The sequence below is a fragment of the Enterobacter kobei genome (assembly GCF_001729765.1).
GTDB classification, from domain to species: domain Bacteria; phylum Pseudomonadota; class Gammaproteobacteria; order Enterobacterales; family Enterobacteriaceae; genus Enterobacter; species Enterobacter kobei.
Genome location: NZ_CP017181.1, coordinates 2,785,663 through 2,808,772, shown reverse-complemented (window position 1 = coordinate 2,808,772; position 23,110 = coordinate 2,785,663). Strand labels below are relative to the sequence as shown.

Genomic DNA, 23,110 nt, shown 5'->3' with positions numbered 1-23,110 from the left:
TTAAATCAGAGCGTTGTTTAACAGCTCTGGGGTTCAGGTGAAAAAGAAATTAATTATGAGCGCTGGCAATTTCACACCAGCGCGTTTTGCGCTGCTCTGTTTTGCTATTTTCTGCAGTCTGGCTTTTTTACTGGGTCGTGTTGCCTGGCTACAAATCATCAAACCTGACAACCTGGTGAAGCAGGAAGATATGCGATCGCTGCGTCAGCTGACGATTGATGCTCCACGAGGGATGATCACGGATCGTGAAGGCCGACCTCTGGCGGTCAGCGTGCCCGTCAGAGCCGTATGGGCCGACCCTAAAACGGTACTCGCAAAAGGGGGCGTTGGTTTTGACGATCGCTGGCAGGCGCTGGCGAGCGCGCTTCATCTCTCCCTGAATACCCTCTCTTCGCGCATTAACGCCAATCCCAGGGGCCGGTTCATTTACCTGGCTCGTCAGGTTGATCCTGCGCAGGCCAAATGGATTGATAAACTGAATTTGCCGGGAATTAACCTGCGTGATGAATCGCGCCGTTTTTACCCGGCAGGCCACGTGGCGGCCAATCTGATTGGCTTCACCAATATTGACGGGCAGGGCATTGAAGGGGTGGAAAAAAGCTTTAATACTCAGCTGACGGGTAAAGCGGGTGTCCGACAGGTAAGGGAGGATCGCTACGGCCGGGTGGTTGAAAACCTGACGGAAGTTGCGCCCACGCCAGCGCATAACATTCAGCTCAGCATCGACGAGCGGCTACAGACCATTACCGAAGACGCGCTGGATAATGCCGTGGCCTGGAATAAGGCCGAATCAGGGGCATCGGTATTGATCAATATCCCAACCGGCGAAATACTCGCCATGGCGAGTTACCCGGACTTCAACCCCAATAACCGGGAAGGCGCGACAATTAACGATTTTCGTAACCGGGCTATTAGCGATACGTTCGAACCCGGTTCGACCGTTAAACCGCTGGTGCTGATGACGGCGCTGCAGCAGGGGCTGGTCCAGCCGGACAGCGTGATTGACACCCATCCTTATACACTTGATGGACACCGTATTCGCGACGTGGGCTACTACCCGGAGCTGACGATGACCGGGATCCTGCAGAAATCGAGCGATACCGGAGTCTCCCGGCTCTCGCTGGCGATGCCCATACAGCACCTTCTTGATACCTACCGGAACTTTGGTTTTGGCACGAACACGGGTCTTGGCTTAACGGGGGAGAGCGCGGGCCTGTTGCCACAGCGTAAGTACTGGAGCCAGCTCGACCGCGCGACCTTTGCCTTCGGCTATGGCCTGATGGTGACGCCGCTCCAGCTTGCCCACGTCTATGCGACGATTGGCGGATTTGGACTGGAGCGTCCCCTGTCGATCACCCGCATCGATCCCCCCGTTATCGGGCACCGCGTTATGCCGGAGGAGATCGCGCATGAGGTGGAGCATATGATGGAGAGCGTTGCGCTACCCGGTGGCGGTGGCGTTAAGGCCGCGGTGCGTGATTACCGCGTGGCGGTAAAAACCGGTACGGCGAAGAAGATTGATGACAGCGGCAAATATGTCGATAAATATGTCGCCTATACCGCGGGCGTCGCGCCTGCGAGCGATCCGCGTTTTGCGCTGGTCGTGGTGATTAACGAGCCTCAAAACGGGGCCTACTACGGTGGGGCGGTTTCAGCGCCGGTTTTCAGCGAAATCATGGGCAACGTGCTGCGCCTGGAGAATATAAAACCTGATGGCCTCCCGGCCGGTTCTGACCACCTTATCGTCATGCGGTAATCCAGCCGTTTTATAGCGGGGCGAATAGCGGTACACTTCGCCCTTTGGTTTATGCCCCGGAGTTGCCATGTCCTTCAGTTGCCCCCTTTGTCATGCGTCGCTGATGCGCTCAGATAAAAGTTATCGTTGTCCGCAGGGACATCAGTTTGATATGGCGAAAGAAGGATATGTGAATCTTCTGCCGGTGCAGCATAAGCGCTCCCGCGATCCGGGCGATAGTGCGGAGATGATGCAGGCACGCCGTGCATTTCTCGATGCCGGACACTATCTGCCGCTGCGGGAGACAGTTGCGCAGATGCTGGATGATATGTTGCCTGATTCGGCGTCCGCCATGCTGGATATCGGTTGTGGAGAAGGATACTACACCGCGCGGTTTGCGGAAGTGGCGCGTGAGAAGGGGGCCGTAACATTCGGTCTCGACGTGTCGAAAGTGGCCATTCGCGCGGCGGCTAAACGCTACGCTGGCGTGACGTACTGCGTGGCTTCAAGCCACCGGTTGCCGTTCGAAGATGCCAGTATGGACGCTATCATCCGCATCTATGCTCCCTGTAAAGCGCAAGAGCTTGCACGGGTGGTGAAACCCGGCGGATGGGTCATCACCGTCACACCCGGCCCGCGTCACCTGATGGAACTGAAAGGGCTCATCTATGATGACGTGCGTCTGCATGCCCCCCATTCTGAACAGCTGGCCGGTTTTACGCTGAAGCAGGAGCAGTCAGTGGCGTATCAAATGGATCTGGAGGGGCAGGAGGCGGTAGCACTGTTGCAGATGACGCCGTTCGCGTGGCGGGCAAAACCGGAAGTTTGGGCGGCGCTAGCGGCCCGGACGACGTTTAGCTGCCAGACAGATTTCAGTATCCATGTCTGGCAGCGCGACGCTTAACCCGCGAAGTGTGCCCAGAGGATCTGAGCACCAATGCCGATCAAAACGATACCGCCTAAGATCTCGGCGCGTTTACCCAGTAGCGGGCCGATAAAGCGTCCGACCATTATGCCCAGCGTGGACATAATCAATGTTGCACACCCAATGGCCAGCGCAGTGGCGATAATGTTAACCTGCAGGAAAGCCAGACCCACCCCGACGGCCATGGCGTCAAGGCTTGTGGCGATAGCGGTTGTCACCAGCAGCCAGAATCCATGGCGGTATTGCGGTTCCGCACCTTCATCATCCCCGCCGCGAAAACCCTCGATGACCATTCGGCCACCGAGAAACACCAGCAGAACGAACGCGATCCAGTGATTCCACTCGAGCACGAACTGGCTGGCGAGCATACCCAGACCCCAACCGATGAGCGGTGTCAGCGTTTCGATGGCGCCAAAAATCAGCCCGGTACGCAGTGCTTCTGAGAATTTAGGTTTGTGGAGCGTGGCACCCTTGCCAATGGAGGCAGCAAAAGCGTCCATGGACATGCCAAAAGCGAGAAGGATCGTAGCGGAGATATTCATAACAGCGTCCAGACCGGGGATATCCATATGACACATCACTGCCCCCAGTAAACAGCAGTTGATGTATCTATGGTCTCGCCTGATCTCTTTTGCACCGTAAGCGTGCTGAAAGCGATCCGTACGTGCCACGTTTTTCAACGAGTATGTTGACACGTACATTTCCTGCGTGCAGGAAATCGGCTACTCCCCAACGACGGGCGCAACCTTAACATATTTTGAGAATATAAAACAACATCGAGGAAGGCTTAATTTACTCGCTCTCTTGATAACGATTTTCATTTAGGTTTGTGCGTGAAAATATCGTTAATGAATATAAGTCAAAAGAGGATAGCAGATATAGCAACGGCTATATTCAGGGTGAGAAAATAGCGTAATATATAGCCGATGCTATAAATTTAACTTATTGAGTTTTAAGGAGTAATGTGTAGATTTTCTCAAGGTCATCAATATTCTTGACCCGGATGAGCAGGCGGCGTTGTTCTAATTGCATCACTAACACACCGTCTTCGGATAAATTCATCTCTTTAATGCGGTTATATTCTATCCATACGTTGGCGAAGAAGAATCCATGTTTTTTAAAAATGAGTTTTGGCGAACGGATCCAGAAAAGGTAAATCGCCATTAATGCCAGCGCACATAATAACCATGTGGTTAATATTGCACCGTGGCTGGTGACGTTATTGTAGATCAGAATGACCACCAGACCCGCGAAGATAAACGCATCAATGCGTCCGCGGCGTAAGAGGGGAAGGGTCAGTAGCGTCTCGCCGTGGCGGCGAGGCATAATGAACTCGTCATAGATAGCGTAAGCCAGAAGGGCAACAATAAATAAAACCAGTACGATGTCCGTGACAGTCATTCATCCTCCGGATAAGCGATAAAAAACCGGGGGCAAGCCCCCGGCGTCTCACGTTACTGCTTTACAGACCCAGCAGGCCGACAGCGTAGCCCGCGATACCGATGACGAAGAAGCCAACGATGATCCACAGCGGGTTCACCTTCTTACGCAGCAGCCACATACAGGCGAAGGTCAACAGCAGCGGTACCAGGCCCGGCATCAGCTGATCCAGGATAGTCTGCACGGTGGTGACGCGGGTCTGACCATCCTGGCCGGTGATGGTCGATACCACCAGCGGGATGTTCACGTGCGTCCACTTGTTCACCAGTGCCCCCATCACAAACAGGCCCAGGATTGACGCCCCCTCGGTCAGTTTCTGCAGGAAGCCGCCGCCCATATCCTTAACAATATCCACGCCCTTGCGGTAGCCGTAGGCCACGCCGTAGTAACGTGTCAGCAGTCGCACTGCGTTGAACAGGATAAAGAACAGCAGAGGACCGAGCAGGCTGCCGCTCATGGCGATCCCCGCCCCCAGTGCTGCAAAGACCGGACGAACCGTACCCCAGAAGATAGGGTCACCTACACCGGCCAGAGGACCCATCAGACCGACTTTGATACCGTTGATCGCACCATCGTCAATCTCTGCGCCGTTGGCACGCTGCTCTTCCATCGCCAGCGTTACGCCCAGAACCGGCGCGGCTACATATGGATGGGTGTTGAAGAATTCCAGGTGACGCTTAATCGCCTGACGTCGTGCTTCGTTATTTTCCGGGTACAGGCGCTTGATCGCCGGTACCATGGAGAAGCAGAAGCCCAGCGCCTGCATACGTTCGAAGTTCCATGAACCCTGAAACAGGTTAGAACGGATGAACACGCCACGAATATCACCCGGAGTGAGTTTTTTCTCGGTGGTAGTTTTTGTCATATCAACCATTTCGCTCACCTGTTAGTCCAGTTCGTTATCGAGATCGTTGTTACCAGCAGCCTGCGCTGGGGCACCCGCAACGCGGTTATATTTCGGGCTGAGCTGGATGTAGAGAATTGCCATGACGGCACCAATGACACCCAGTGCAACCAGGTTGAAGTTGGTGAATGCTGCGGTCACGAAGCCGAGGTAGAAGAACGGCATCAGGTAGCCTGCGCGCATCATGTTAATGACCATCGCATAACCAACGACCACGATCATACCGCCCGCGATGTTCAGACCGCCGGTGACCACTTCTGGAATGGCGTTCAGCATGCTCTGGACTTCACTGGTACCGACTGAGATCGCAACGATAACCGCCGGAATGGCGATACGCATCGCCTGCAGGAACAGGGATGAAACGTGGATCCAGGACAGTGCCGTAAGGTTGCCGTTTTCGGCCGCCTTATCCGCCGCGTGCTGGAAAGCAACGGTGATGGTACGTACGATAATGGTCAGAACCTGGCCTGCTGCGGCCAGAGGGATGGCCAGAGCGATACCTGCACCGATACTCTGATGACCGGCAATAACCAGAACGGTCGAAATGATGGAGGCCAGCGCGGCATCTGGCGCAACGGCAGCACCGATGTTCATCCAGCCGAGGGCGATCATTTCCAGCGTACCCCCGATGATGATACCGGTTTTCATATCACCCAGAACGGCACCAATCAACGTACAGGCCACCAGAGGACGGTGGAACTGAAATTCATCAAGTACGGATTCCATACCCGCAATACATGCGACGACGAACACCAGCACAATCTGAAGAGTGGTAATCTCCATTGTACTTCTCCTATTACATAAGCTTTATGTGAAAAACCGGCGCGGGCTTATTTCCCAACTTTACCGATCAAATCCATCATTTTCAGTTTCTGGTCAGTGGAAACTTTACGGGCTTCCAGCTCAATACCGCGCGCATTCAGCTTGTTGAATGCCTCGATATCTTTCGCATCGACTGAAATGGCGTTGTTGACCTGCGTTTTGCCCTGACGGAACGCCATGCCCCCAATGTTCACGGAGGTGATTTTCACGCCGCCTTCAACAATGCGCTCAACGTCTGTCGGGTTAGTAAACAGCAGCATTACGCGTTCACCCGCGTATTTCGGGTTGTTGTAAACGCGGATCATCTTGGCGACATCCACCACGTGCGCGGTGACGCCAGGAGGAGCAACCTGAGTCAGAAGGGTTTTACGTACGGTGTCGGCGGCAACTTCGTCGCTGACGACGATAATGCGGCGAACGTTGGTCTCTTTAGTCCAGCGCGTTGCCACCTGGCCGTGGATTAATCGGTCATCAATACGTGCAAGGCCGATGACCATATAATCATTCGGGCCCATGGGTTTTGCCGGTGTAGCCACTTTCGGTGCTGCTGCCGCGGGAGCGGGTTTCTCAACCGGCTGTGCTTTCAGGGCTTTCACGCCTTCACGGCCCGTTTCAACCGCCAGGGCGACAAGCTCATCAAACGTCGGGTTGTCGTCGCGCGCCATAAAGGTTTCCACCAGCATGGGAATGTTAACGCCGGCGACGACTTCATAATGCTCTTTATCGACGACAATACGGCTGGCAGCATTGAACGGGCTGCCGCCCCATGTATCAACGAGAAACAGCACGCCTTTGCTGGTATCCAGCTTCGAGAGTTGAGCGTTGTACTTCTCAATCAGCGTCTCGGCGTTTTCACCGGGAACGAAATCGATCCAGCCGACGTTTTCCTGCTCGCCCAACAGCATCTCTGCCGTTTTGAGTAGCTGCTCAGCAGCCCAACCATGTGTGCCTATGACAATAGCAATGGTCACTTGCTACCTCCTTTTATTATCATTAATACGCCTGCCGGGCAGACGTACTGAGAATCGTATTGGCGAACCGAATCGATTCAGATAAGGGTTAGAGTTCAAAAAACTAAGACTTCCGCGAATTATTTTAGACAGTGAAAAAATAATTTATGTGATGAAGATCCGTAATTTAGCTTTCCCGGTCGAGAAAATTCTCAACACAAATTTAGTCATATTGCGTTTTTGCAAAAGAACGTAAATCTTTGCTTAAAACCTGGTGTCTCTGATATGTTTAGCCTCCGTTTACCTGTTCAGGAGTATAGGGCTACAGCCCACTATATGGACCGTCACCGACGTCAATCATCTTTCAGGCCAATTTGCGCCTTTTTCACCGGCGATCCTCGCCATGTACCGACTCTGTCTTCCTCTGTTTTGCCCACGTTGAGTGGGGCACCGTTTCGTCATTCCTTTAGCAGGAGCTTGTCATGGAATTCTTAATGGACCCGTCAATCTGGGTGGGATTGCTCACGCTGGTGGTGCTGGAGATCGTTCTCGGCATCGATAACCTGGTGTTTATCGCCATCCTTGCGGATAAGCTGCCGCCAAAACAGCGTGATAAAGCGCGTCTGATTGGCCTCTCGCTGGCGCTGGTCATGCGACTGGGACTGCTTTCCGTCATCTCCTGGATGGTCACACTGACAAAACCGCTGTTCTCCGTCATGGATTACACCTTCTCCGGGCGTGATTTAATCATGCTGATTGGGGGGATATTCCTGCTCTTTAAAGCGACCACGGAACTCCACGAGCGGCTGGAAAACCGTCAGCACGACGATGGACACGGTAAGGGCTACGCCAGTTTCTGGGTGGTGGTGCTGCAGATCGTCGTGCTGGATGCGGTCTTCTCGCTGGATGCGGTAATCACGGCGGTCGGCATGGTGAACCATCTCCCGGTGATGATGGCGGCTGTGGTCATTGCTATGGCGGTCATGCTGCTGGCGTCGAAACCGCTGACGCGTTTCGTCAACCAACATCCGACGGTGGTTGTGCTCTGTCTGAGCTTCCTGCTGATGATTGGTCTGAGCCTGGTAGCGGAAGGTTTTGGCTTCCATATTCCGAAAGGTTATCTGTACGCCGCAATTGGCTTCTCGATCCTGATTGAACTGTTCAACCAGATTGCGCGCCGGAACTTTATTAAGCAGCAGTCGAATCAGCCGCTGCGTGCCCGTACCGCGGATGCCATTCTGCGTCTGATGGGCGGTCGTCGCCAGGTGAACGTTCAGTCTGATACTGAAAACCGTAATCCGGTGCCGGTTCCGGAAGGGGCGTTTGTAGAAGAAGAGCGCTACATGATCAACGGCGTGCTCTCCCTTGCTTCCCGTTCGCTGCGCGGAATCATGACCCCGCGCGGGGAAATCAGCTGGGTCGATGCGAACCTGAGCGTGGATGAAATTCGTCAGCAGTTGCTCTCTTCACCGCACAGCCTGTTCCCGGTGTGTCGCGGTGAACTGGATGAGATCATCGGCGTCGTGCGCGCGAAAGAGATGCTGGTGGCCCTGGAAGAGGGCGTCAACGTCGAAGCCATTGCGGCTGCATCGCCTGCGATTGTTGTGCCGGAAACGCTGGATCCGATCAACCTGCTGGGCGTGTTGCGACGCGCACGCGGCAGCTTCGTTATCGTCACCAACGAGTTCGGTGTGGTGCAGGGTCTGGTCACGCCGCTTGACGTGCTGGAAGCGATTGCCGGTGAGTTCCCGGATGCTGACGAAACGCCTGAGATCGTCGCCGACGGCGAAGGCTGGCTGGTTAAAGGCACGACCGACCTGCACGCGCTCTCGCATACGCTCGGGGTGGAAAACGTGGTCAACGATGAAGAAGACATCGCGACCGTTGCCGGTCTGGTTATCGCCGTGAACGGGCAAATCCCGCGTATCGGGGATGTGATTGAGTTGCCGCCGCTGCACATTACCATTGTTGAAGCCAACGACTATCGCGTTGATATGGTCCGTATTGTTAAAGAACAATCTGTCCACGATGAAGAAGAATAGCTCTGCTTAACGCAGGGGCATTAAGGGCACAATGTGTCCGTTATGCTGTGCTGGCGGGGGAGCACTTCCCGCCAGCCATTGTGGAAAGTCTCTCAGCGGCATCGGCCGCGCATAGTAAAATCCCTGCAGGACCGATACGCCATGGCGGCGCAGATATCGCGCCTGCTCCTCTGTTTCGACCCCTTCAGCCACCAGTTCTATATTGAGTCGCTGACCCAGTGCAATGATGATATCCGTCACCGTTGAATTCACGGCGTCGGTGCCAATGGCGGTGATAAACGACTGGTCGATTTTTAGTACGTCCGGGTGCAGCTTTTCAAGCCAGGAGAGGGAGCTGTTTCCGGTACCAAAATCGTCGATGGCAAGCTTCACCCCTTTGCGATGCAGTTCGCGCACAATACGATATTCCGCATCCGGCAGAGCATCCCGTTCTGTTAATTCAATCACCAGCTGCTGACGCGGGTTAGCGCTGAACCAGAGGCGGTTCAGGTCCTGTAACAACACCGCGTGACGGAAATGGCTGGCAGCGACGTTAATGCCGATGTGAAAACCGGCGCTGGAAGGAAAGTAGCCTATCTGACGTACGGTTTCGGCGAGGACATAGCGTGTCAGAGGGACAATCAGATTATGTTCTTCCGCCAGAGGAATAAACACTTCCGGGGAGATCCACCCCTGTCGTGGGTTATTCCAGCGCAGCAGAATTTCAACGCCGACGCACGCCTGAGTACGGGCATTCACCAGCGGCTGGCAGAAAAGCTCGAATTCCCGGGCCGCAATGCCCATATCAATCTCCCACGTGAAACTCATCCTGTTCGCCGTCGCCAGCCAGGCGAGATAGCCCAGCAGCAGGCTCAGCATAAGACCCAACGGAAGCTGCGCGGGCAGGGTCTTCAGGGCCAGCTCTCCTGGACCTGGCCCGCTGACGATGATGGAGAAGGGGTTGTGGGTGGATGACAGCTGAACAAGCGCGCCAGCCTTTTCGAAAGTCAGGCTATCGGTGACCCGTTGACCATAGCGCAAAAAACGATCGCCCACGGATAACGCCACATCATCAATAAGTGGACGCTCGGGCTCCAGTATCATTCTGGTGATCAAATCAATATTAATGATCTCAATGACGCCATCTTCCCCGTCCTGGGACACCGGGTTCCACTGGATCAAGATCGGACTGCCCTTCATCAGCCACCGATCGGTCGATAAAATCAGCTTCGCCGTGCTGGCGGGTAATTCCGGGAGAAAGTCGCGGATGGGAATATTACGGCTGCCGAAAACGCTGGAGCAATACAGGATACCGTCTTTAATCAGGGCAATGGAGCGTACCGTTTGCAAAATGGCCGCCTGTTTTCGCAGGGCCAAATGTGCCTGAGGGCAGGGCTGACCCACCAGCTGCTGGAACACGCTGCGGCGTTTTTCCAGCGAAAGGAGAAGATTATCCAGAGAGCGAACGGTATGGCTGCTGAAGTCGAGTACCCGCTGCTGGTTAACGTTGCGCTGAGAAATAAAGCGAGCGCCCAGGGTCAGAATGAGCGTAAGGATCGCAACCGTCACACAGACGATAACGCGTTTTCGGCGGTAATGTTTAATGATCGTTTGTGCAGTTTGCATGAACGGTCGCCTGATAAGCCACCAGCCCCAAAAGCCGGACGCAACAGTAAAAGTGTAGTGGGGAAAGCGAAAGGAGACGAGAAAGAGGGGGGAAATTCGCCCATCCGTTGCAGATGGGCGAAAGCGAGTATTAGTCGCACTGCACCTTAATAGCCAGACCACCACGCGACGTCTCACGGTACTTCGCGTTCATGTCTTTGCCGGTTTCGTACATGGTTTCGATGACCTTATCCAGCGACACGCGCGGTTCGCTGGTACGGCGCATCGCCATGCGTGAGGCGTTGATCGCTTTGACAGAGGCAATCGCGTTACGCTCAATGCACGGTACCTGTACCTGGCCCGCGACAGGGTCACAGGTCAGACCGAGGTTATGCTCCATACCAATCTCTGCCGCCACGCAAACCTGTTCAGGGCTTGCACCCAACAGTTCAGCCAGACCGGCGGCAGCCATCGAGCAGGCAACGCCCACTTCACCCTGACAGCCCACTTCCGCACCGGAGATGGACGCGTTCATCTTGTACAGCGCGCCGATGGCCCCTGCCGCGAGGAAATAGCGGATATAGATATCGGGCGTGACAGGCTCAATAAAGTGATCGTAGTAGGCCAGTACCGCTGGAACGATGCCGCAGGCACCGTTGGTTGGCGCCGTCACGACACGGCCACCGGCGGCGTTCTCTTCGTTAACCGCCAGGGCAAACATGTTTACCCAGTCGACCACGTTCATCGGGTCATTCGAGAATTTATCCGTGGTCACCAGCATACGGCGCAGGGCAGAGGCACGACGCGGCACGCGCAGTGGCCCAGGCAATACGCCTTCGGTGTTCATCCCGCGGTCAATACAGGCGCGCATGGTTTGCCACACGTTAGCAAAATAGTCTTCAATCTCTTTTTTGCTGTGCAGCGCCAGTTCGTTCTGCATCACCATACCGGACAGGGAAAGACCGGTCTCTTTGCAGTACCCCAACATCTCGGTAGCCGACTTAAACGGATACGGGACGCTGACGTCGCCAACGCTGTCTTTGCCAAAATGCTCTTCATCGACGATGAAGCCACCGCCGATGGAGTAGTACGTTTTGCTGTAAATCTCTTTTTCACCGCTCCAGGCATGAATGGTCATGCCGTTTTCATGCAGCGGCAGGTTGTCGCTGCGAAAACGCATGCCGTCATCCTGCGGGAAATCCACTTCATGCTGGCCGTTAGCCAGCAGCAGGCGTCCGCGCGTTTCCACGTCGCGGATAAATGCCGGGATGGCATCAATATCAACAGTGTCCGGCATATTGCCTGCCAGACCCATAATAATGGCGATATCGGTGTGGTGGCCTTTACCCGTTAATGACAGCGAGCCGTAAACGTCTACGGCGACACGGGTAACGCTTTCCAGTAATCCTTTTTCGACCAGATCATCGACGAACTGTTTACCGGCCTTCATAGGCCCAACAGTATGGGAAGACGAAGGGCCAATTCCCACTTTGAACATGTCGAATATACTAATCACTTTCACACTCCTGACAGGGTTACCGGGGTTCCAGTAACGATGTTATAACTGCGCATAGTGTAAGAGGGAACACCGACCTCGGCTTAACTATTCACATGAATTAAACTAATGGTTAACGATGGGTTTTGCTAATAGCGCGACGCGGATCGCAAACCTGCAAAAAAGGATGGAATGTAAAGTATAGTCAAGGTTTCAGGCCGATTTGCAGCGCCAGTTCACGAATGATCCCCGCCGTCATGCCCCAGACAAAATAATGCTGATACCACGACAACCAGACCCGATGATCATGCCCTCGACGCTGAATATTCAGCGGATGATAACGGCTAAGCCGGAGCGCCTCTTCAAGCGGCATCTCAAACACGGCTGACACTTCATCGACGCTGGCGTGATACTGCAGGCCCGGCGGGATAATCCCCACCACGGGCGTGACCTGAAAACCGGTCACGCTGTCGACCGGCGGCAGCACGCCTATCACCTCGACCGCCTCAGGTGGGATGGCCACTTCTTCCTGGGCTTCCCGCAGCGCGGCGGCGATCAGCGACGCATCGGTGCTGTCCACCGCGCCTCCGGGAAAGGCAACCTGACCGGCGTGTTTACGCATATGCGGCGAGCGCTGCGTCAGCAACAGCCCCGGCTGCTCCCGGCGCACCACCGGGATCAGCACCGCCGCCTGACGTTGATTCAGCGTGGCGCGGTTGACCTGCGGTCGCAAAAGCTGAAAGCGCGACAGAAAATCATCCAGCGTCAGGTTCTCTTTCTCCACCGTTAGTTCTCCAGTTGTTTCAGGATACGGTTAACTTTATCAAAGGTTTCCTGATATTCCGCCTCGACCTGGCTATCCGCCACAATGCCACCGCCTGCAGAGCAGTACAGATTGCCGTCGCAGGCCGTCAGGGTACGAATGGTGATGCTGGTATCCATGGTGCCGCACAGGCTGATATAGCCGATACTGCCGCACCAGGCGTTGCGGCGGTGCGGTTCCAGTTCGTCGATGATCGCCATCGCGCGAATTTTGGGGGCTCCGGTGATGGAGCCGCCCGGAAACGCGGCGCGAAGCAGATCGCAGGCGGTGCGCGTGGCGGGCAGGCGCGCGGTAATGGTGCTGACCAGATGATGTACCGCCGGGAAAGGCTCGACGACAAACAGCTCCGGCACGCGCACGCTGCCGGGTTCGGCGACGCGGCCAATATCGTTACGCATCAGGTCGACGATCATCAGGTTCTCGGCGCGATCTTTCGGCGATGCGGCGAGTTTTTCCGCCTGCTGGCGATCGGCGTTGGGGTCCGCCAGACGCGGTAGTGTGCCTTTAATCGGGCGGGTTTGAATGACCCCTTCGGCCAAATGAATAAAGCGCTCTGGCGACAGGCTGAGGATAGCGCCCTGAGGCAGACGTACGAATGCGCTGAACGGCGCCTTGTTGCTGGCATTAAGACGGGAAAACGCCTGCCACTCATCTCCGTGATAAGTCGCCTGGAAACGCTGGGCAAGGTTCACCTGATAACAGTCGCCGCTTTGCAGATACGCCTGAACGCGCGCGAATTTTTCAGCGTATTCCGTCTCGCTCATATTCGAGCGCCAGCCGGAGGTCAGCCTGAACGTCTGGGCCGGGGCGGGCTGTTGCGCTTCAAGCCAGGCCAGTCGCGCCTGCACGTCACTATGGCTCAGCAGAGAAACCGTTTTTTTCTGGTGATCGACAATTAACGCCCAGTCATACAGCCCCACGGCCATGTCTGGCAGGGAAATATCAGCCTGCGCATGCTCGGGCAGCGTTTCGAAACGGCGACCCAAATCGTAGCCAAACAGACCAAGCGCGCCACCCTGAAAAGGGAGATCCGGGTCTGGGGTGGCGGATAAGCCCAACGCGTTGAGCGCTTGCTGAAGCTGCATCAGGGGATCATCCGTCGGCGCCAGGTCATTGGTTGTCAGCGTTTTAAGCGGGTCGGCAACCAGAATATCAAAGCGGCTGTAAGGGTGATCCGCATGGCCAGAATGCAGCAGCATGGCAAAGGGAAGGTGGCTTATGCGGGCAAACCAGAACTCCGCGGCGTCAGCACGCCAGGGCAACGTCAATACAGTGGGGAAGCGCATGTTCATGTGTGGCATACTACCGGGCAGCGTGAAATAATTAGCGCGAATAATTTAGCAGGAGTTGACGATGTTTGCAGGTTTACCTTCTCTGAGCCATGAACAGCAGCAGAAAGCGGTTGAGCGAATTCAGGAACTGATGTCCCAGGGAATGAGCAGCGGACAGGCGATTACCGTCGTCGCTCAGGAGATTCGCGCCAGTCATTCCGGCGAGCGGATTGTGGCGCGATTCGAAGATGATGATCCAGAAGATCAAGAGGAGTGATCGGGCTTAAACCGCCGCGATAATCTTAATTTCGACCTTATACTCCGGTTTCATCAGCGTGGCCTGTACAGTGCAGCGTACAGGCGCGTGACCCGCCACCACCCATGCATCCCAGGCTTTGTTCATCGCCGCAAAATCATCTTTATTGGCCAGAAAAATGGTCGCATCCAGAATGCGGGATTTATCGCTGCCCTGTTTTTCCAGCACGGCATCAATTTGCGCCAGCGTGTTGGCCGTTTGCTCGAAGGCATCCGCGTCCAGGTTAGCCGGTACGCCAGTGTAGTAGAGCGTCTGGTTGTGGATCACCACATCAGACCAGCGGGCTTCGGCATCAATGCGCTTAATCGTCATAAACGTTTCCTCGTTATTTTTCGTCATCAGGCGGCAAGACTGCCATATTGTGCCGGCGTCGTCACTATTTGGGGTGGCACTGGAGAGGCGGGACTGACATAATCCCTGTGCAAAAATACAGTGAGAGAGCACCGTGGCAGACGATTTTTCCCCTGAAGGTCAGTTAGCACAAGCGATTCCCGGCTTCAAACCGCGTGAACCTCAGCGGCAGATGGCGCACGCCGTAGCGCACGCTATCGACAAGGCGCAGCCGCTGGTGGTCGAGGCCGGTACCGGCACCGGGAAAACCTACGCGTATCTCGCTCCGGCGCTGCGGGCGAAAAAGAAGGTCATTATCTCCACCGGTTCAAAAGCGCTGCAGGATCAGCTCTACAGCCGTGATTTGCCCACCGTGGCGAAAGCGCTGAAATACAAGGGCCGACTGGCGCTGCTGAAAGGCCGTTCTAACTACCTTTGCCTGGAGCGCCTTGAACAGCAGGCGCTGGCGGGCGGCGATCTGCCGGTTCAGACCCTGAGCGACGTGATTATCCTTCGCGCCTGGGCCAACCAGACGGAAGAGGGGGATATCAGCACCTGTGCGAGCGTGCCGGAAGACTCTCCTGCCTGGCCACTGGTGACCAGCACCAACGACAACTGCCTCGGCAGCGACTGTCCGCTGTATAAAGACTGCTTTGTGGTGAAAGCGCGTAAAACGGCGATGGATGCCGATGTGGTGGTGGTCAACCACCATCTGTTCCTCGCAGATATGGTGGTTAAGGACAGCGGCTTCGGTGAGCTGATCCCTGAAGCGGATGTCATGATCTTCGATGAAGCCCACCAGCTTCCGGATATCGCCAGCCAGTATTTTGGCCAGTCGCTCTCCAGCCGCCAGCTGCAGGACCTGGCAAAAGATTTCACCATCGCCTACCGGACCGAACTCAAAGATACCCAGCAGTTACAGAAGTGTGCCGACCGCCTGGCGCAAAGCGCGCAGGATTTCCGTTTACAGCTTGGTGAACCCGGCTATCGCGGTAACCTGCGCGAGCTGCTGGCGGACAAAAACATCCAGCGCGCGCTGCTGCTGCTCGATGATGCCCTTGAACTCTGTTATGACGTCGCGAAGCTGTCGCTTGGTCGCTCCGCACTGCTGGATGCCGCCTTCGAACGCGCCACGTTGTACCGAGGACGGTTGAAACGGCTGAAAGAAATCAACCAGCCAGGGTACAGCTACTGGTATGAATGCACCTCGCGCCACTTCACCCTGGCGCTTACGCCGCTGACCGTGGCCGATAAATTTAAAGAGGTGATGGCGCAGAAACCGGGAAGCTGGATCTTTACCTCGGCAACCCTGTCGGTGAATGACGATCTGCACCACTTTACCGAGCGCCTCGGCATTGAGCAGGCGGAGTCGCTGCTGCTGCCAAGCCCGTTTGATTATGAAAAGCAGGCGCTGCTCTGTGTCCCGCGCAATTTACCGCTGCCAAACCAGCCGGGCGCCGCGCGTCATCTGGCGGCGATGCTAAAGCCCATGATTGAGGCCAACAACGGGCGCTGCTTTATGCTTTGCACGTCGCACGCCATGATGCGTGACCTCGCCGAGCAGTTCCGTGCCACCATGACCCTGCCGGTGCTGTTGCAGGGGGAAACCAGCAAAGGACAACTGCTCCAGCAGTTTGTCAGCGCCGGTAATGCCCTGCTGGTTGCCACCAGCAGCTTCTGGGAAGGGGTGGATGTGCGTGGCGATACGCTCTCGCTGGTCATTATCGACAAACTGCCGTTTACCTCCCCGGATGACCCGCTGTTGAAAGCGCGGATGGAAGACTGCCGCCTGCGCGGAGGCGATCCGTTCGACGAGGTTCAGCTGCCTGAGGCGGTCATCACGCTCAAGCAAGGGGTAGGGCGCTTAATCCGCGACGTGACCGATCGCGGCGTGCTGGTTATCTGCGATAACCGGCTGGTCATGCGCCCATACGGCGCAACCTTCCTTGCGAGCCTCCCTCCAGCGCCACGGACGCGGGATATAAAACGCGCGGTGCGTTTTCTGGCAAACCCAACGGCGGAGTAATTTGCCCCGGAGTGTGCTAAGATGCGCGCCATTTTGTGACTGACCCTTGCGAGAGCGCGACGACTGATGCGAATTCTGGCTATTGATACCGCAACAGAGGCTTGCTCTGTTGCTCTGCTGAGTGATGGTGCTGTTTCTGCTCATTTCGAAGAGTGCCCACGGGAACACACCCAACGTATTCTGCCCCTGGTAAAAGACATTTTAACTCAGGGCAACACCGCCTTAACCGACCTTGATGCCCTGGCCTTTGGCCGCGGGCCCGGCAGCTTTACGGGCGTCCGTATTGGTATTGGCATTGCTCAGGGACTGGCGCTGGGCGCTGACCTGCCGATGATCGGCGTCTCTACGCTTGCGACGATGGCGCAGGGGGCCTGGCGTATGACGGGCGCCACCCGCGTGCTGGCTGCCATTGATGCCCGCATGGGGGAAGTTTACTGGGCGGAATATACCCGTGATGAGAACGGCGTCTGGCACGGCGAAGAGACAGAAGCGGTACTTAAACCTGACGCGGTCACTGAACGTCTTAAGCAACTGTCCGGCGAGTGGGCGACCGTGGGGACGGGCTGGCCGGCATGGCCAGACATGGCGAACGACACTGGCGTGACGCTGGTGGACGGCAACATGCTGCTGCCAGCGGCGGAAGACATGCTTCCGATTGCCACTCAGCTGCTCGCAGCAGGAAAAACCGTTGCTGTTGAACACGCGGAGCCGGTTTATTTGCGAAACACCGTCGCGTGGAAGAAACTTCCGGGCCGCGAGTGAATCTCAGTAACAGGAACTGAGAAAAAGGAGTCGCATCATGGCGGTTCAGACTAAAGTAGTACGCCTTTTTATGGCAGGCGCGGTTGCCATAGCACTGAGCGGATGCGTATCCGTCCCTGATGCGATCAAGGGCAGTAGCCCGACGCCCCAGCAGGATCTGGTTCGGGTGATGAATGCGCCTGAGCTTTACGTCGGCCAGGAAGCGCGCTTCGGCGGGAAAGTGATCGAGGTGCAGAACCAGCAGGGGAAAACCCGGCTGGAGATTGCTACCGTGCCGCTGGACAGCGGTGCGCGACCCGTACTTGGTGAGGCCTCCCGGGGACGCATCTATGCGGATGTCAGTGGTTTCCTCGATCCCGTTGATTTCCGTGGGCAACTGGTGACCGTCGTCGGACCGATAACCGGCGCCGTGCAGGGTAAAATCGGCAACACGCCTTATAAATTCATGACCATGCAGGTCAATGGGTATAAACGCTGGCGTCTGGCACAGCAGGTGATCATGCCGCCTCAGCCGATTGACCCGTGGATGTGGGGTCCGCATCCTTATCGTTATGGTTACCCGGGCTGGGGCTGGTATAACCCCGGTCCTGCGCAGGTCCAGACGATCGTAACTGAGTAACTTACTGTTATTGCTAGGAAAGAGACAGCGGCTTAGCCGCTGTCTCTGTTTTTTTACGGATAATACGAAAAAAAAGAGTGACGCGCTTCGCAACCTTAAATCTGAACAATTAATAAACTGGTACGCTGAGTTAATATAATGTTAACAAACTATTTATTATCGGGGTTGTGATGACGACGAACACTCATTTCAGAGGTGATGCATTGAAAAAGGTTTGGCTTAACCGTTATCCCGCAGATGTTCCTGCCGAGATCAATCCTGACCGTTATCAATCCCTGGTTGAATTATTTGAACACTCGGTAAGGCGTTACGCAGACCAGCCCGCATTTGTGAATATGGGCGAGGTAATGACGTTCCGTAAGCTTGAGGAGCGTAGCCGGGCGTTTGCGGCCTATCTGCAGGAAGGGCTTGGGCTGCAAAAAGGAGACCGCGTCGCGCTGATGATGCCGAACCTGCTGCAATACCCGGTGGCGCTGTTCGGCATCCTGCGTGCCGGGATGATTGTCGTCAACGTCAACCCGCTTTACACCCCGCGCGAGCTGGAACACCAGCTCAACGACAGCGGTGCGGTGGCGATAGTTATTGTTTCTAACTTTGCCCATACCCTGGAAAAAGTGGTCGACAAAACCCAGGTTAAACACGTCATCCTGACGCGCATGGGGGATCAGCTGTCCACCGCCAAAGGGACGCTGGTTAACTTTGTGGTTAAATACGTCAAGCGCCTGGTGCCAAAATACCATCTGCCGGATGCCATCTCTTTCCGCCGCGCGCTGCATGCGGGCTATCGCATGCAATACGTCAAACCGGAAGTGGTCTCTGAGGACCTCGCTTTTCTGCAATACACCGGCGGCACAACCGGCGTGGCCAAAGGGGCGATGCTAACCCACCGCAACATGCTGGCAAACCTTGAACAGGTCAATGCCACCTACGGGCCGCTGCTGCATCCGGGCAAAGAACTGGTGATCACGGCGCTACCGCTGTATCACATTTTCGCGCTGACCATGAACTGCCTGCTGTTTATCGAGCTGGGCGGTCAAAACGTCCTGATCACTAACCCGCGAGACATTCCGGGGCTGGTGAAAGAGCTGGCAAAATACCCCTTCACCGCCATGACCGGGGTAAATACCTTGTTCAACGCGCTGCTCAACAATAAAGAATTTCAGCAGCTGGATTTCTCAACGTTGCACCTCTCTGCGGGAGGCGGTATGCCGGTTCAGCAGGCGGTCGCCGAGCGCTGGGTGAAACTCACCGGGCAGTATCTGCTGGAAGGTTATGGCCTGACGGAATGCGCACCGCTGGTCAGCGTCAACCCGCATGACATTGACTACCACAGCGGAAGCATTGGCCTGCCGGTTCCCTCCACGGAGGCCAAACTGGTCGATGACAACGATAACGAAGTCGCGCCGGGCGAACCGGGCGAGCTATGCGTGAAAGGGCCGCAGGTGATGCTGGGCTACTGGCAACGCCCGGATGCAACAGACGAAATCATTAAAGACGGCTGGCTGCATACCGGCGATATTGCGGTGATGGATGACGAAGGCTTCCTGCGCATCGTCGATCGCAAAAAAGATATGATTCTGGTCTCCGGTTTCAACGTCTATCCGAACGAAATCGAAGACGTGGTCATGCAGCACAGCGGCGTGCTGGAAGTTGCGGCGGTGGGCGTGCCTTCCGGCAGCAGCGGGGAAGCGGTGAAGATATTTGTGGTCAAAAAAGATCCTTCACTCACCGAGGAAGCGCTGATAACGTTCTGTCGTCGTCAGCTGACGGGCTATAAAGTGCCGAAGCTGGTGGAATTCCGCGATGAGCTGCCGAAATCCAACGTCGGGAAGATATTACGACGAGAATTACGTGACGAAGCCCGTGCCAAAGTAGACAATAAGGCCTGAGCTTCACGTTAATCGCCCTGACGCCGGTTAAGCCGGCGTTTTTTATGGGCGCAAACAAAAGAGAATCCGATTTGAATTACCAGATGATCACGACCAACGACGAGCTGGCTTCGCTGTGCGAAGTGACGCGCGACTTTCCTGCCATCGCTCTGGATACCGAGTTTGTCCGTACCCGGACGTACTATCCGCAGCTGGGTTTGATTCAGATGTATGACGGCAAGCACGTCTCGCTGATCGATCCGCTCGGCATCACTGACTGGACGCCGATGCGTGACCTGTTGCTGGATACGGCAGTAACGAAATACCTGCACGCAGGCAGTGAAGATCTGGAAGTTTTTCTGAATACCTTTGGCATCATGCCTCAGCCGCTGATCGATACGCAGATCCTTGCGGCTTTTAGCGGTCGTCCGCTCTCCTGGGGCTTTGCCGCCATGGTGGAGGAGTATACGGGCCTGACGCTGGACAAAAGTGAATCCCGTACTGACTGGCTGGCGCGCCCGCTTACCGAACGTCAGCTGGAATATGCGGCGGCAGACGTGTTTTACCTGCTGCCGATTGCCGGACAACTGATGAAAGAGGCGGAGGCCTCCGGCTGGCTCTCTGCCGCGCTGGACGAGTGTCGTATGACGCAGCTGCGTCGCCAGGAAGTGGTTGATCCGAAAGACGCCTGGCGTGATATCAGCAACGCCTGGCAGCTGCGTACGCGTCAGCTGGCGTGCCTGCAGCTGTTAGCGGACTGGCGTTTACGCAAAGCGCGCGAGCGCGATCTGGCGGTTAACTTTGTGGTGCGCGAGGAACATCTCTGGGCAGTTGCGCGCTATATGCCGGGCAGCCTAGGGGAGCTGGACAGCATTGGGCTTTCGGGCAGTGAGATCCGTTTCCACGGTAAAACCCTGCTGGCGCTGGTCGCAAAAGCGCAGGCGTTGCCGGAAGATGCGCTGCCGGAACCGCTGTTGAACCTGATGGATATGCCGGGTTACCGCAAAGCGTTTAAGGATATCAAAGCGCTGGTGCAGAACGTTGCCACTGAAAGTAAGCTGAGTGCTGAGCTGCTGGCATCGCGTCGTCAGATTAACCAGCTGCTGAACTGGCACTGGAAGCTGAAACCGCAGAATGGCCTGCCGGAACTGATGGCGGGCTGGCGTGGGGAATTGATGGCCGATCGTCTGAATACCCTGCTGGAAGGGTATCCGCGGTAAAAAATATGCCGGGCGATATACCCGGCATATTCCCCCGGTGGCGCTGCGCTTACCGGGGCTACAAAATCACAACCCTACGGGCGCGACTCTTCCGCTTCCGGAAGCGTCACGTTCAGCTCCAGAATCGAAATATCCCCGTCTTTTTGCTCCAGCTGCACCGTGACCATCTCCGGGTCAATCTGTACGTACTTACAGATCACTTCCAGGATGTCCTTACGCAGCTGCGGCAGGTAATGAGGCTCGGCGTCGCTACGACGACGCTCCGCAACGATGATTTGCAGACGTTCTTTTGCGATGTTGGCGGTGTTCTTTTTCCGCGAGAGAAAAAAGTCCAGTAATGCCATAACTTATCCTCCGAACAGGCGTTTGAGGAAACCTTTCTTCTCTTCTTCAATGAAGCGGAAAGGACGTTCTTCTCCCAGCAGACGGTCAACAGTATCAGCATACGCTTTACCTGCATCTGCCGTCGTATCAAGGATCACGGGCTCGCCCTGGTTAGAGGCGCGCAGCACGGACTGGTCTTCCGGGATGACGCCCACCAGTTTAATGCGCAGGATCTCCAGTACGTCTTCCATGCTCAGCATGTCACCTTTGTTGACGCGACCCGGGTTATAACGGGTCAGCAGCAGGTGCTCTTTGATCGGCTCTTCGCCATTTTCCGCACGACGGGATTTGGAGGCGAGGATGCCGAGAATACGGTCGGAGTCACGCACGGATGAGACTTCAGGGTTGGTGGTGATGATCGCTTCATCAGCAAAGTAGAGTGCCATCAGGGCACCAGTTTCGATGCCGGCAGGGGAGTCACAGACAACGAAGTCGAACTCCATTTTTCTCAGCTCCTCGAGTACCTTTTCGACACCTTCACGGGTCAGGGCGTCTTTGTCACGCGTCTGAGAGGCCGGGAGGATGTAGAGGTTCTCGGTGCGCTTGTCTTTAATCAGCGCCTGGTTCAGCGTGGCATCGCCCTGAATGACGTTGACGAAGTCATACACGACGCGACGCTCACATCCCATGATCAGGTCGAGGTTACGCAGGCCGATATCGAAGTCGATAACGACGGTTTTCTTTCCCTTCTGGGCCAAACCAGTAGCGATGGCCGCGCTGGAGGTGGTCTTGCCAACGCCTCCTTTACCCGAAGTAACAACAATAATGCGTGCCATAGAAATTCCTTGTTAAAAAGGGATCAATTCAACGGTTGAACGGTCAACGCGTCGTCTGCCAGTCGCAGACGAGCCGCTTTGCCATAAAATTCGGCTGGGATCTTGTCGCTCAGCCAATATTCACCTGCGATGGACACCAGTTCCGCCGTCAGGTGAGTACAAAATATTTGCGCGTCCCGATCGCCACTTGCGCCTGCGAGCGCACGTCCACGCATCATACCGTAAACGTGAATATTGCCATCTGCAATAAGCTCTGCGCCAGCACTGACGTGGCTTGTAACAATCAGATCACAGTTTGGTGCATAAATGCGCTGACCGGAACGAACCGGTACGTCAATCATTCGCGTTTTTGTGACAGGAGTAACGTTTTGCACCACAGGAGGGGGCGCCTGCACGGCAGCAGGTGCTGCACGCGGGGCTTTTTCTTTACCTTCATTAAGAAGGGGCAGCCCGGCACGGTCGATTTCCGCTTTCAGCTCGCTATCTTTACAGCCACTGATGCCGACAATTCGCAGGCCAGTAGAGGAGACGGCCTGCTGGAGAAGTTTCCAGTTAACCGGAGCCTCAAGACCACTCACGTTGATAACAACAGGGGCGTGTTTCAGAAAAGCGGGAGCCTGCGCGATTTTGTCTTCTAACGCCTGACGAATAACCTCGGGTTTTGCATCATGCAAATGTACCACTGATAAGGTGAAGCTACTGCCTTTAAGCTCGATGGGCGTGTTTGACATCCTGGCCTTACTCAATTTGCTATTAACCGCAACCATTCGCTGCGATATTCCGAAGAGTATCAGGCATGTTATAGTCAGGAGTATATT

General features: G+C 55.6%; 22 protein-coding genes and 1 riboswitch. Of the genes, 9 read left to right on the top strand and 13 right to left on the bottom strand.

Annotation, left to right across the window (positions count from 1 at the left end):
* The first annotated feature begins 37 nt into the window (after positions 1-37).
* Positions 38-1,756 carry a peptidoglycan glycosyltransferase FtsI gene (gene ftsI / locus BFV64_RS13545; protein ID WP_032629033.1) on the top strand — a complete coding sequence of 573 codons (1,719 nt, stop codon included), beginning with the start codon at positions 38-40 and terminating at the stop codon, positions 1,754-1,756.
* A 67-nt stretch (positions 1,757-1,823) separates the two neighbouring features.
* A complete protein-coding gene (gene rlmA, locus BFV64_RS13540; RefSeq protein WP_045134181.1) occupies positions 1,824-2,639 on the top strand; it encodes a 23S rRNA (guanine(745)-N(1))-methyltransferase in 816 nt (271 codons plus the stop codon).
* Here the strand turns inward: rlmA and mntP are convergent.
* The 5 genes from mntP to manX form a co-directional block, all read right to left on the bottom strand.
* Positions 2,636-3,202, bottom strand: coding sequence for a manganese efflux pump MntP (gene mntP / locus BFV64_RS13535; RefSeq protein ID WP_014884281.1), 567 nt, complete (start codon positions 3,200-3,202; stop codon positions 2,636-2,638). The two genes, rlmA and mntP, sit on opposite strands and share 4 nt — an antisense overlap.
* Before the next feature lie 10 nt (positions 3,203-3,212).
* Positions 3,213-3,403, bottom strand: a riboswitch (yybP-ykoY riboswitch).
* A 199-nt stretch (positions 3,404-3,602) separates the two neighbouring features.
* Positions 3,603-4,061, bottom strand: a complete 459-nt coding sequence (locus BFV64_RS13530) for a DUF986 family protein (protein WP_047026974.1) — start codon at positions 4,059-4,061, stop codon at positions 3,603-3,605.
* A 61-nt stretch (positions 4,062-4,122) separates the two neighbouring features.
* The gene (locus tag BFV64_RS13525) at positions 4,123-4,974 is read right to left on the bottom strand and encodes a PTS mannose transporter subunit IID (protein WP_006810994.1); all 852 of its coding nucleotides are present in this window, start codon (positions 4,972-4,974) and stop codon (positions 4,123-4,125) included.
* Positions 4,975-4,986: 12 nt separating this feature from the next.
* Positions 4,987-5,787 (bottom strand): PTS mannose transporter subunit IIC, encoded by an 801-nt coding sequence (manY, locus tag BFV64_RS13520; RefSeq protein ID WP_008500490.1) that lies wholly within the window; start codon positions 5,785-5,787, stop codon positions 4,987-4,989.
* 47 nt (positions 5,788-5,834) lie between these two features.
* The gene (manX, locus tag BFV64_RS13515; protein ID WP_014884279.1) at positions 5,835-6,797 is read right to left on the bottom strand and encodes a PTS mannose transporter subunit IIAB; all 963 of its coding nucleotides are present in this window, start codon (positions 6,795-6,797) and stop codon (positions 5,835-5,837) included.
* Positions 6,798-7,258: 461 nt separating this feature from the next.
* Here manX and yoaE point away from each other — a divergent pair, with 461 nt between their 5' ends.
* Positions 7,259-8,818: a CNNM family cation transport protein YoaE gene (yoaE, locus tag BFV64_RS13510; protein ID WP_014884278.1), complete on the top strand. Its 1,560-nt coding sequence runs from the start codon at positions 7,259-7,261 to the stop codon at positions 8,816-8,818.
* Between the two features lie 6 nt (positions 8,819-8,824).
* Here the strand turns inward: yoaE and BFV64_RS13505 are convergent, their stop codons facing one another.
* The 4 genes from BFV64_RS13505 to pabB all read right to left on the bottom strand — a co-directional run bounded on the left by BFV64_RS13505 (position 8,825) and on the right by pabB (position 14,012).
* Positions 8,825-10,423: an EAL domain-containing protein gene (locus BFV64_RS13505; protein ID WP_069602184.1), complete on the bottom strand. Its 1,599-nt coding sequence runs from the start codon at positions 10,421-10,423 to the stop codon at positions 8,825-8,827.
* Between the two features lie 130 nt (positions 10,424-10,553).
* Entirely contained in the window at positions 10,554-11,918 is a 1,365-nt protein-coding gene (sdaA, locus tag BFV64_RS13500) for an L-serine ammonia-lyase (protein ID WP_023330634.1), read from the bottom strand.
* Between the two features lie 184 nt (positions 11,919-12,102).
* A complete protein-coding gene (locus tag BFV64_RS13495; protein WP_069602183.1) occupies positions 12,103-12,681 on the bottom strand; it encodes a CoA pyrophosphatase in 579 nt (192 codons plus the stop codon).
* A gap of 2 nt (positions 12,682-12,683) precedes the next feature.
* Positions 12,684-14,012 carry an aminodeoxychorismate synthase component 1 gene (gene pabB, locus BFV64_RS13490; RefSeq protein WP_047344673.1) on the bottom strand — a complete coding sequence of 443 codons (1,329 nt, stop codon included), beginning with the start codon at positions 14,010-14,012 and terminating at the stop codon, positions 12,684-12,686.
* Between the two features lie 61 nt (positions 14,013-14,073).
* Here pabB and BFV64_RS13485 point away from each other — a divergent pair, with 61 nt between their 5' ends.
* Positions 14,074-14,268 carry a YoaH family protein gene (locus BFV64_RS13485; protein WP_014884273.1) on the top strand — a complete coding sequence of 65 codons (195 nt, stop codon included), beginning with the start codon at positions 14,074-14,076 and terminating at the stop codon, positions 14,266-14,268.
* A 6-nt stretch (positions 14,269-14,274) separates the two neighbouring features.
* Here the strand turns inward: BFV64_RS13485 and BFV64_RS13480 are convergent, their stop codons facing one another.
* Positions 14,275-14,619, bottom strand: coding sequence for a RidA family protein (locus tag BFV64_RS13480; protein WP_014884272.1), 345 nt, complete (start codon positions 14,617-14,619; stop codon positions 14,275-14,277).
* A 133-nt stretch (positions 14,620-14,752) separates the two neighbouring features.
* Between BFV64_RS13480 and BFV64_RS13475 the strand changes: the two genes are divergently transcribed.
* From BFV64_RS13475 to rnd, 5 genes are all read left to right on the top strand, one after another.
* Positions 14,753-16,663 carry a DNA repair helicase YoaA gene (locus tag BFV64_RS13475; protein ID WP_023330632.1) on the top strand — a complete coding sequence of 637 codons (1,911 nt, stop codon included), beginning with the start codon at positions 14,753-14,755 and terminating at the stop codon, positions 16,661-16,663.
* 66 nt (positions 16,664-16,729) lie between these two features.
* Positions 16,730-17,425: a tRNA (adenosine(37)-N6)-threonylcarbamoyltransferase complex dimerization subunit type 1 TsaB gene (gene tsaB / locus BFV64_RS13470; RefSeq protein ID WP_014884270.1), complete on the top strand. Its 696-nt coding sequence runs from the start codon at positions 16,730-16,732 to the stop codon at positions 17,423-17,425.
* 37 nt (positions 17,426-17,462) lie between these two features.
* Positions 17,463-18,044 (top strand): Slp family lipoprotein, encoded by a 582-nt coding sequence (locus BFV64_RS13465; RefSeq protein WP_014884269.1) that lies wholly within the window; start codon positions 17,463-17,465, stop codon positions 18,042-18,044.
* A gap of 203 nt (positions 18,045-18,247) precedes the next feature.
* Positions 18,248-19,933 carry a long-chain-fatty-acid--CoA ligase FadD gene (gene fadD, locus BFV64_RS13460; protein WP_014884268.1) on the top strand — a complete coding sequence of 562 codons (1,686 nt, stop codon included), beginning with the start codon at positions 18,248-18,250 and terminating at the stop codon, positions 19,931-19,933.
* A gap of 83 nt (positions 19,934-20,016) precedes the next feature.
* Positions 20,017-21,132 (top strand): ribonuclease D, encoded by a 1,116-nt coding sequence (gene rnd / locus BFV64_RS13455; RefSeq protein ID WP_162184518.1) that lies wholly within the window; start codon positions 20,017-20,019, stop codon positions 21,130-21,132.
* A gap of 74 nt (positions 21,133-21,206) precedes the next feature.
* Here rnd and minE read toward each other — a convergent pair whose 3' ends face one another.
* From minE to minC, 3 genes are read right to left on the bottom strand one after another with little or no spacing between them, the layout of a single operon-like run.
* Entirely contained in the window at positions 21,207-21,476 is a 270-nt protein-coding gene (gene minE, locus BFV64_RS13450) for a cell division topological specificity factor MinE (protein WP_008500504.1), read from the bottom strand.
* 3 nt (positions 21,477-21,479) lie between these two features.
* The gene (gene minD, locus BFV64_RS13445) at positions 21,480-22,292 is read right to left on the bottom strand and encodes a septum site-determining protein MinD (RefSeq protein ID WP_014884266.1); all 813 of its coding nucleotides are present in this window, start codon (positions 22,290-22,292) and stop codon (positions 21,480-21,482) included.
* Between the two features lie 23 nt (positions 22,293-22,315).
* Entirely contained in the window at positions 22,316-23,023 is a 708-nt protein-coding gene (gene minC, locus BFV64_RS13440) for a septum site-determining protein MinC (protein WP_023330629.1), read from the bottom strand.
* Positions 23,024-23,110: the final 87 nt, after the last annotated feature.

What these genes read in the sequence shown, in the direction of transcription:
- rlmA (WP_045134181.1), top strand. Translation starts at nt 1,824, where the DNA reads ATGTCCTTCAGTTGCCCCCTTTGTCATGCGTCGCTGATGCGCTCAGAT.
- mntP (WP_014884281.1), bottom strand. Translation starts at nt 3,202, where the DNA reads ATGAATATCTCCGCTACGATCCTTCTCGCTTTTGGCATGTCCATGGAC.
- BFV64_RS13530 (WP_047026974.1), bottom strand. Translation starts at nt 4,061, where the DNA reads ATGACTGTCACGGACATCGTACTGGTTTTATTTATTGTTGCCCTTCTG.
- BFV64_RS13525 (WP_006810994.1), bottom strand. Translation starts at nt 4,974, where the DNA reads ATGGTTGATATGACAAAAACTACCACCGAGAAAAAACTCACTCCGGGT.
- manY (WP_008500490.1), bottom strand. Translation starts at nt 5,787, where the DNA reads ATGGAGATTACCACTCTTCAGATTGTGCTGGTGTTCGTCGTCGCATGT.
- yoaE (WP_014884278.1), top strand. Translation starts at nt 7,259, where the DNA reads ATGGAATTCTTAATGGACCCGTCAATCTGGGTGGGATTGCTCACGCTG.
- BFV64_RS13505 (WP_069602184.1), bottom strand. Translation starts at nt 10,423, where the DNA reads ATGCAAACTGCACAAACGATCATTAAACATTACCGCCGAAAACGCGTT.
- pabB (WP_047344673.1), bottom strand. Translation starts at nt 14,012, where the DNA reads ATGAACATGCGCTTCCCCACTGTATTGACGTTGCCCTGGCGTGCTGAC.
- BFV64_RS13485 (WP_014884273.1), top strand. Translation starts at nt 14,074, where the DNA reads ATGTTTGCAGGTTTACCTTCTCTGAGCCATGAACAGCAGCAGAAAGCG.
- BFV64_RS13480 (WP_014884272.1), bottom strand. Translation starts at nt 14,619, where the DNA reads ATGACGATTAAGCGCATTGATGCCGAAGCCCGCTGGTCTGATGTGGTG.
- tsaB (WP_014884270.1), top strand. Translation starts at nt 16,730, where the DNA reads ATGCGAATTCTGGCTATTGATACCGCAACAGAGGCTTGCTCTGTTGCT.
- BFV64_RS13465 (WP_014884269.1), top strand. Translation starts at nt 17,463, where the DNA reads ATGGCGGTTCAGACTAAAGTAGTACGCCTTTTTATGGCAGGCGCGGTT.
- rnd (WP_162184518.1), top strand. Translation starts at nt 20,017, where the DNA reads ATGATCACGACCAACGACGAGCTGGCTTCGCTGTGCGAAGTGACGCGC.
- minE (WP_008500504.1), bottom strand. Translation starts at nt 21,476, where the DNA reads ATGGCATTACTGGACTTTTTTCTCTCGCGGAAAAAGAACACCGCCAAC.
- minD (WP_014884266.1), bottom strand. Translation starts at nt 22,292, where the DNA reads ATGGCACGCATTATTGTTGTTACTTCGGGTAAAGGAGGCGTTGGCAAG.
- minC (WP_023330629.1), bottom strand. Translation starts at nt 23,023, where the DNA reads ATGTCAAACACGCCCATCGAGCTTAAAGGCAGTAGCTTCACCTTATCA.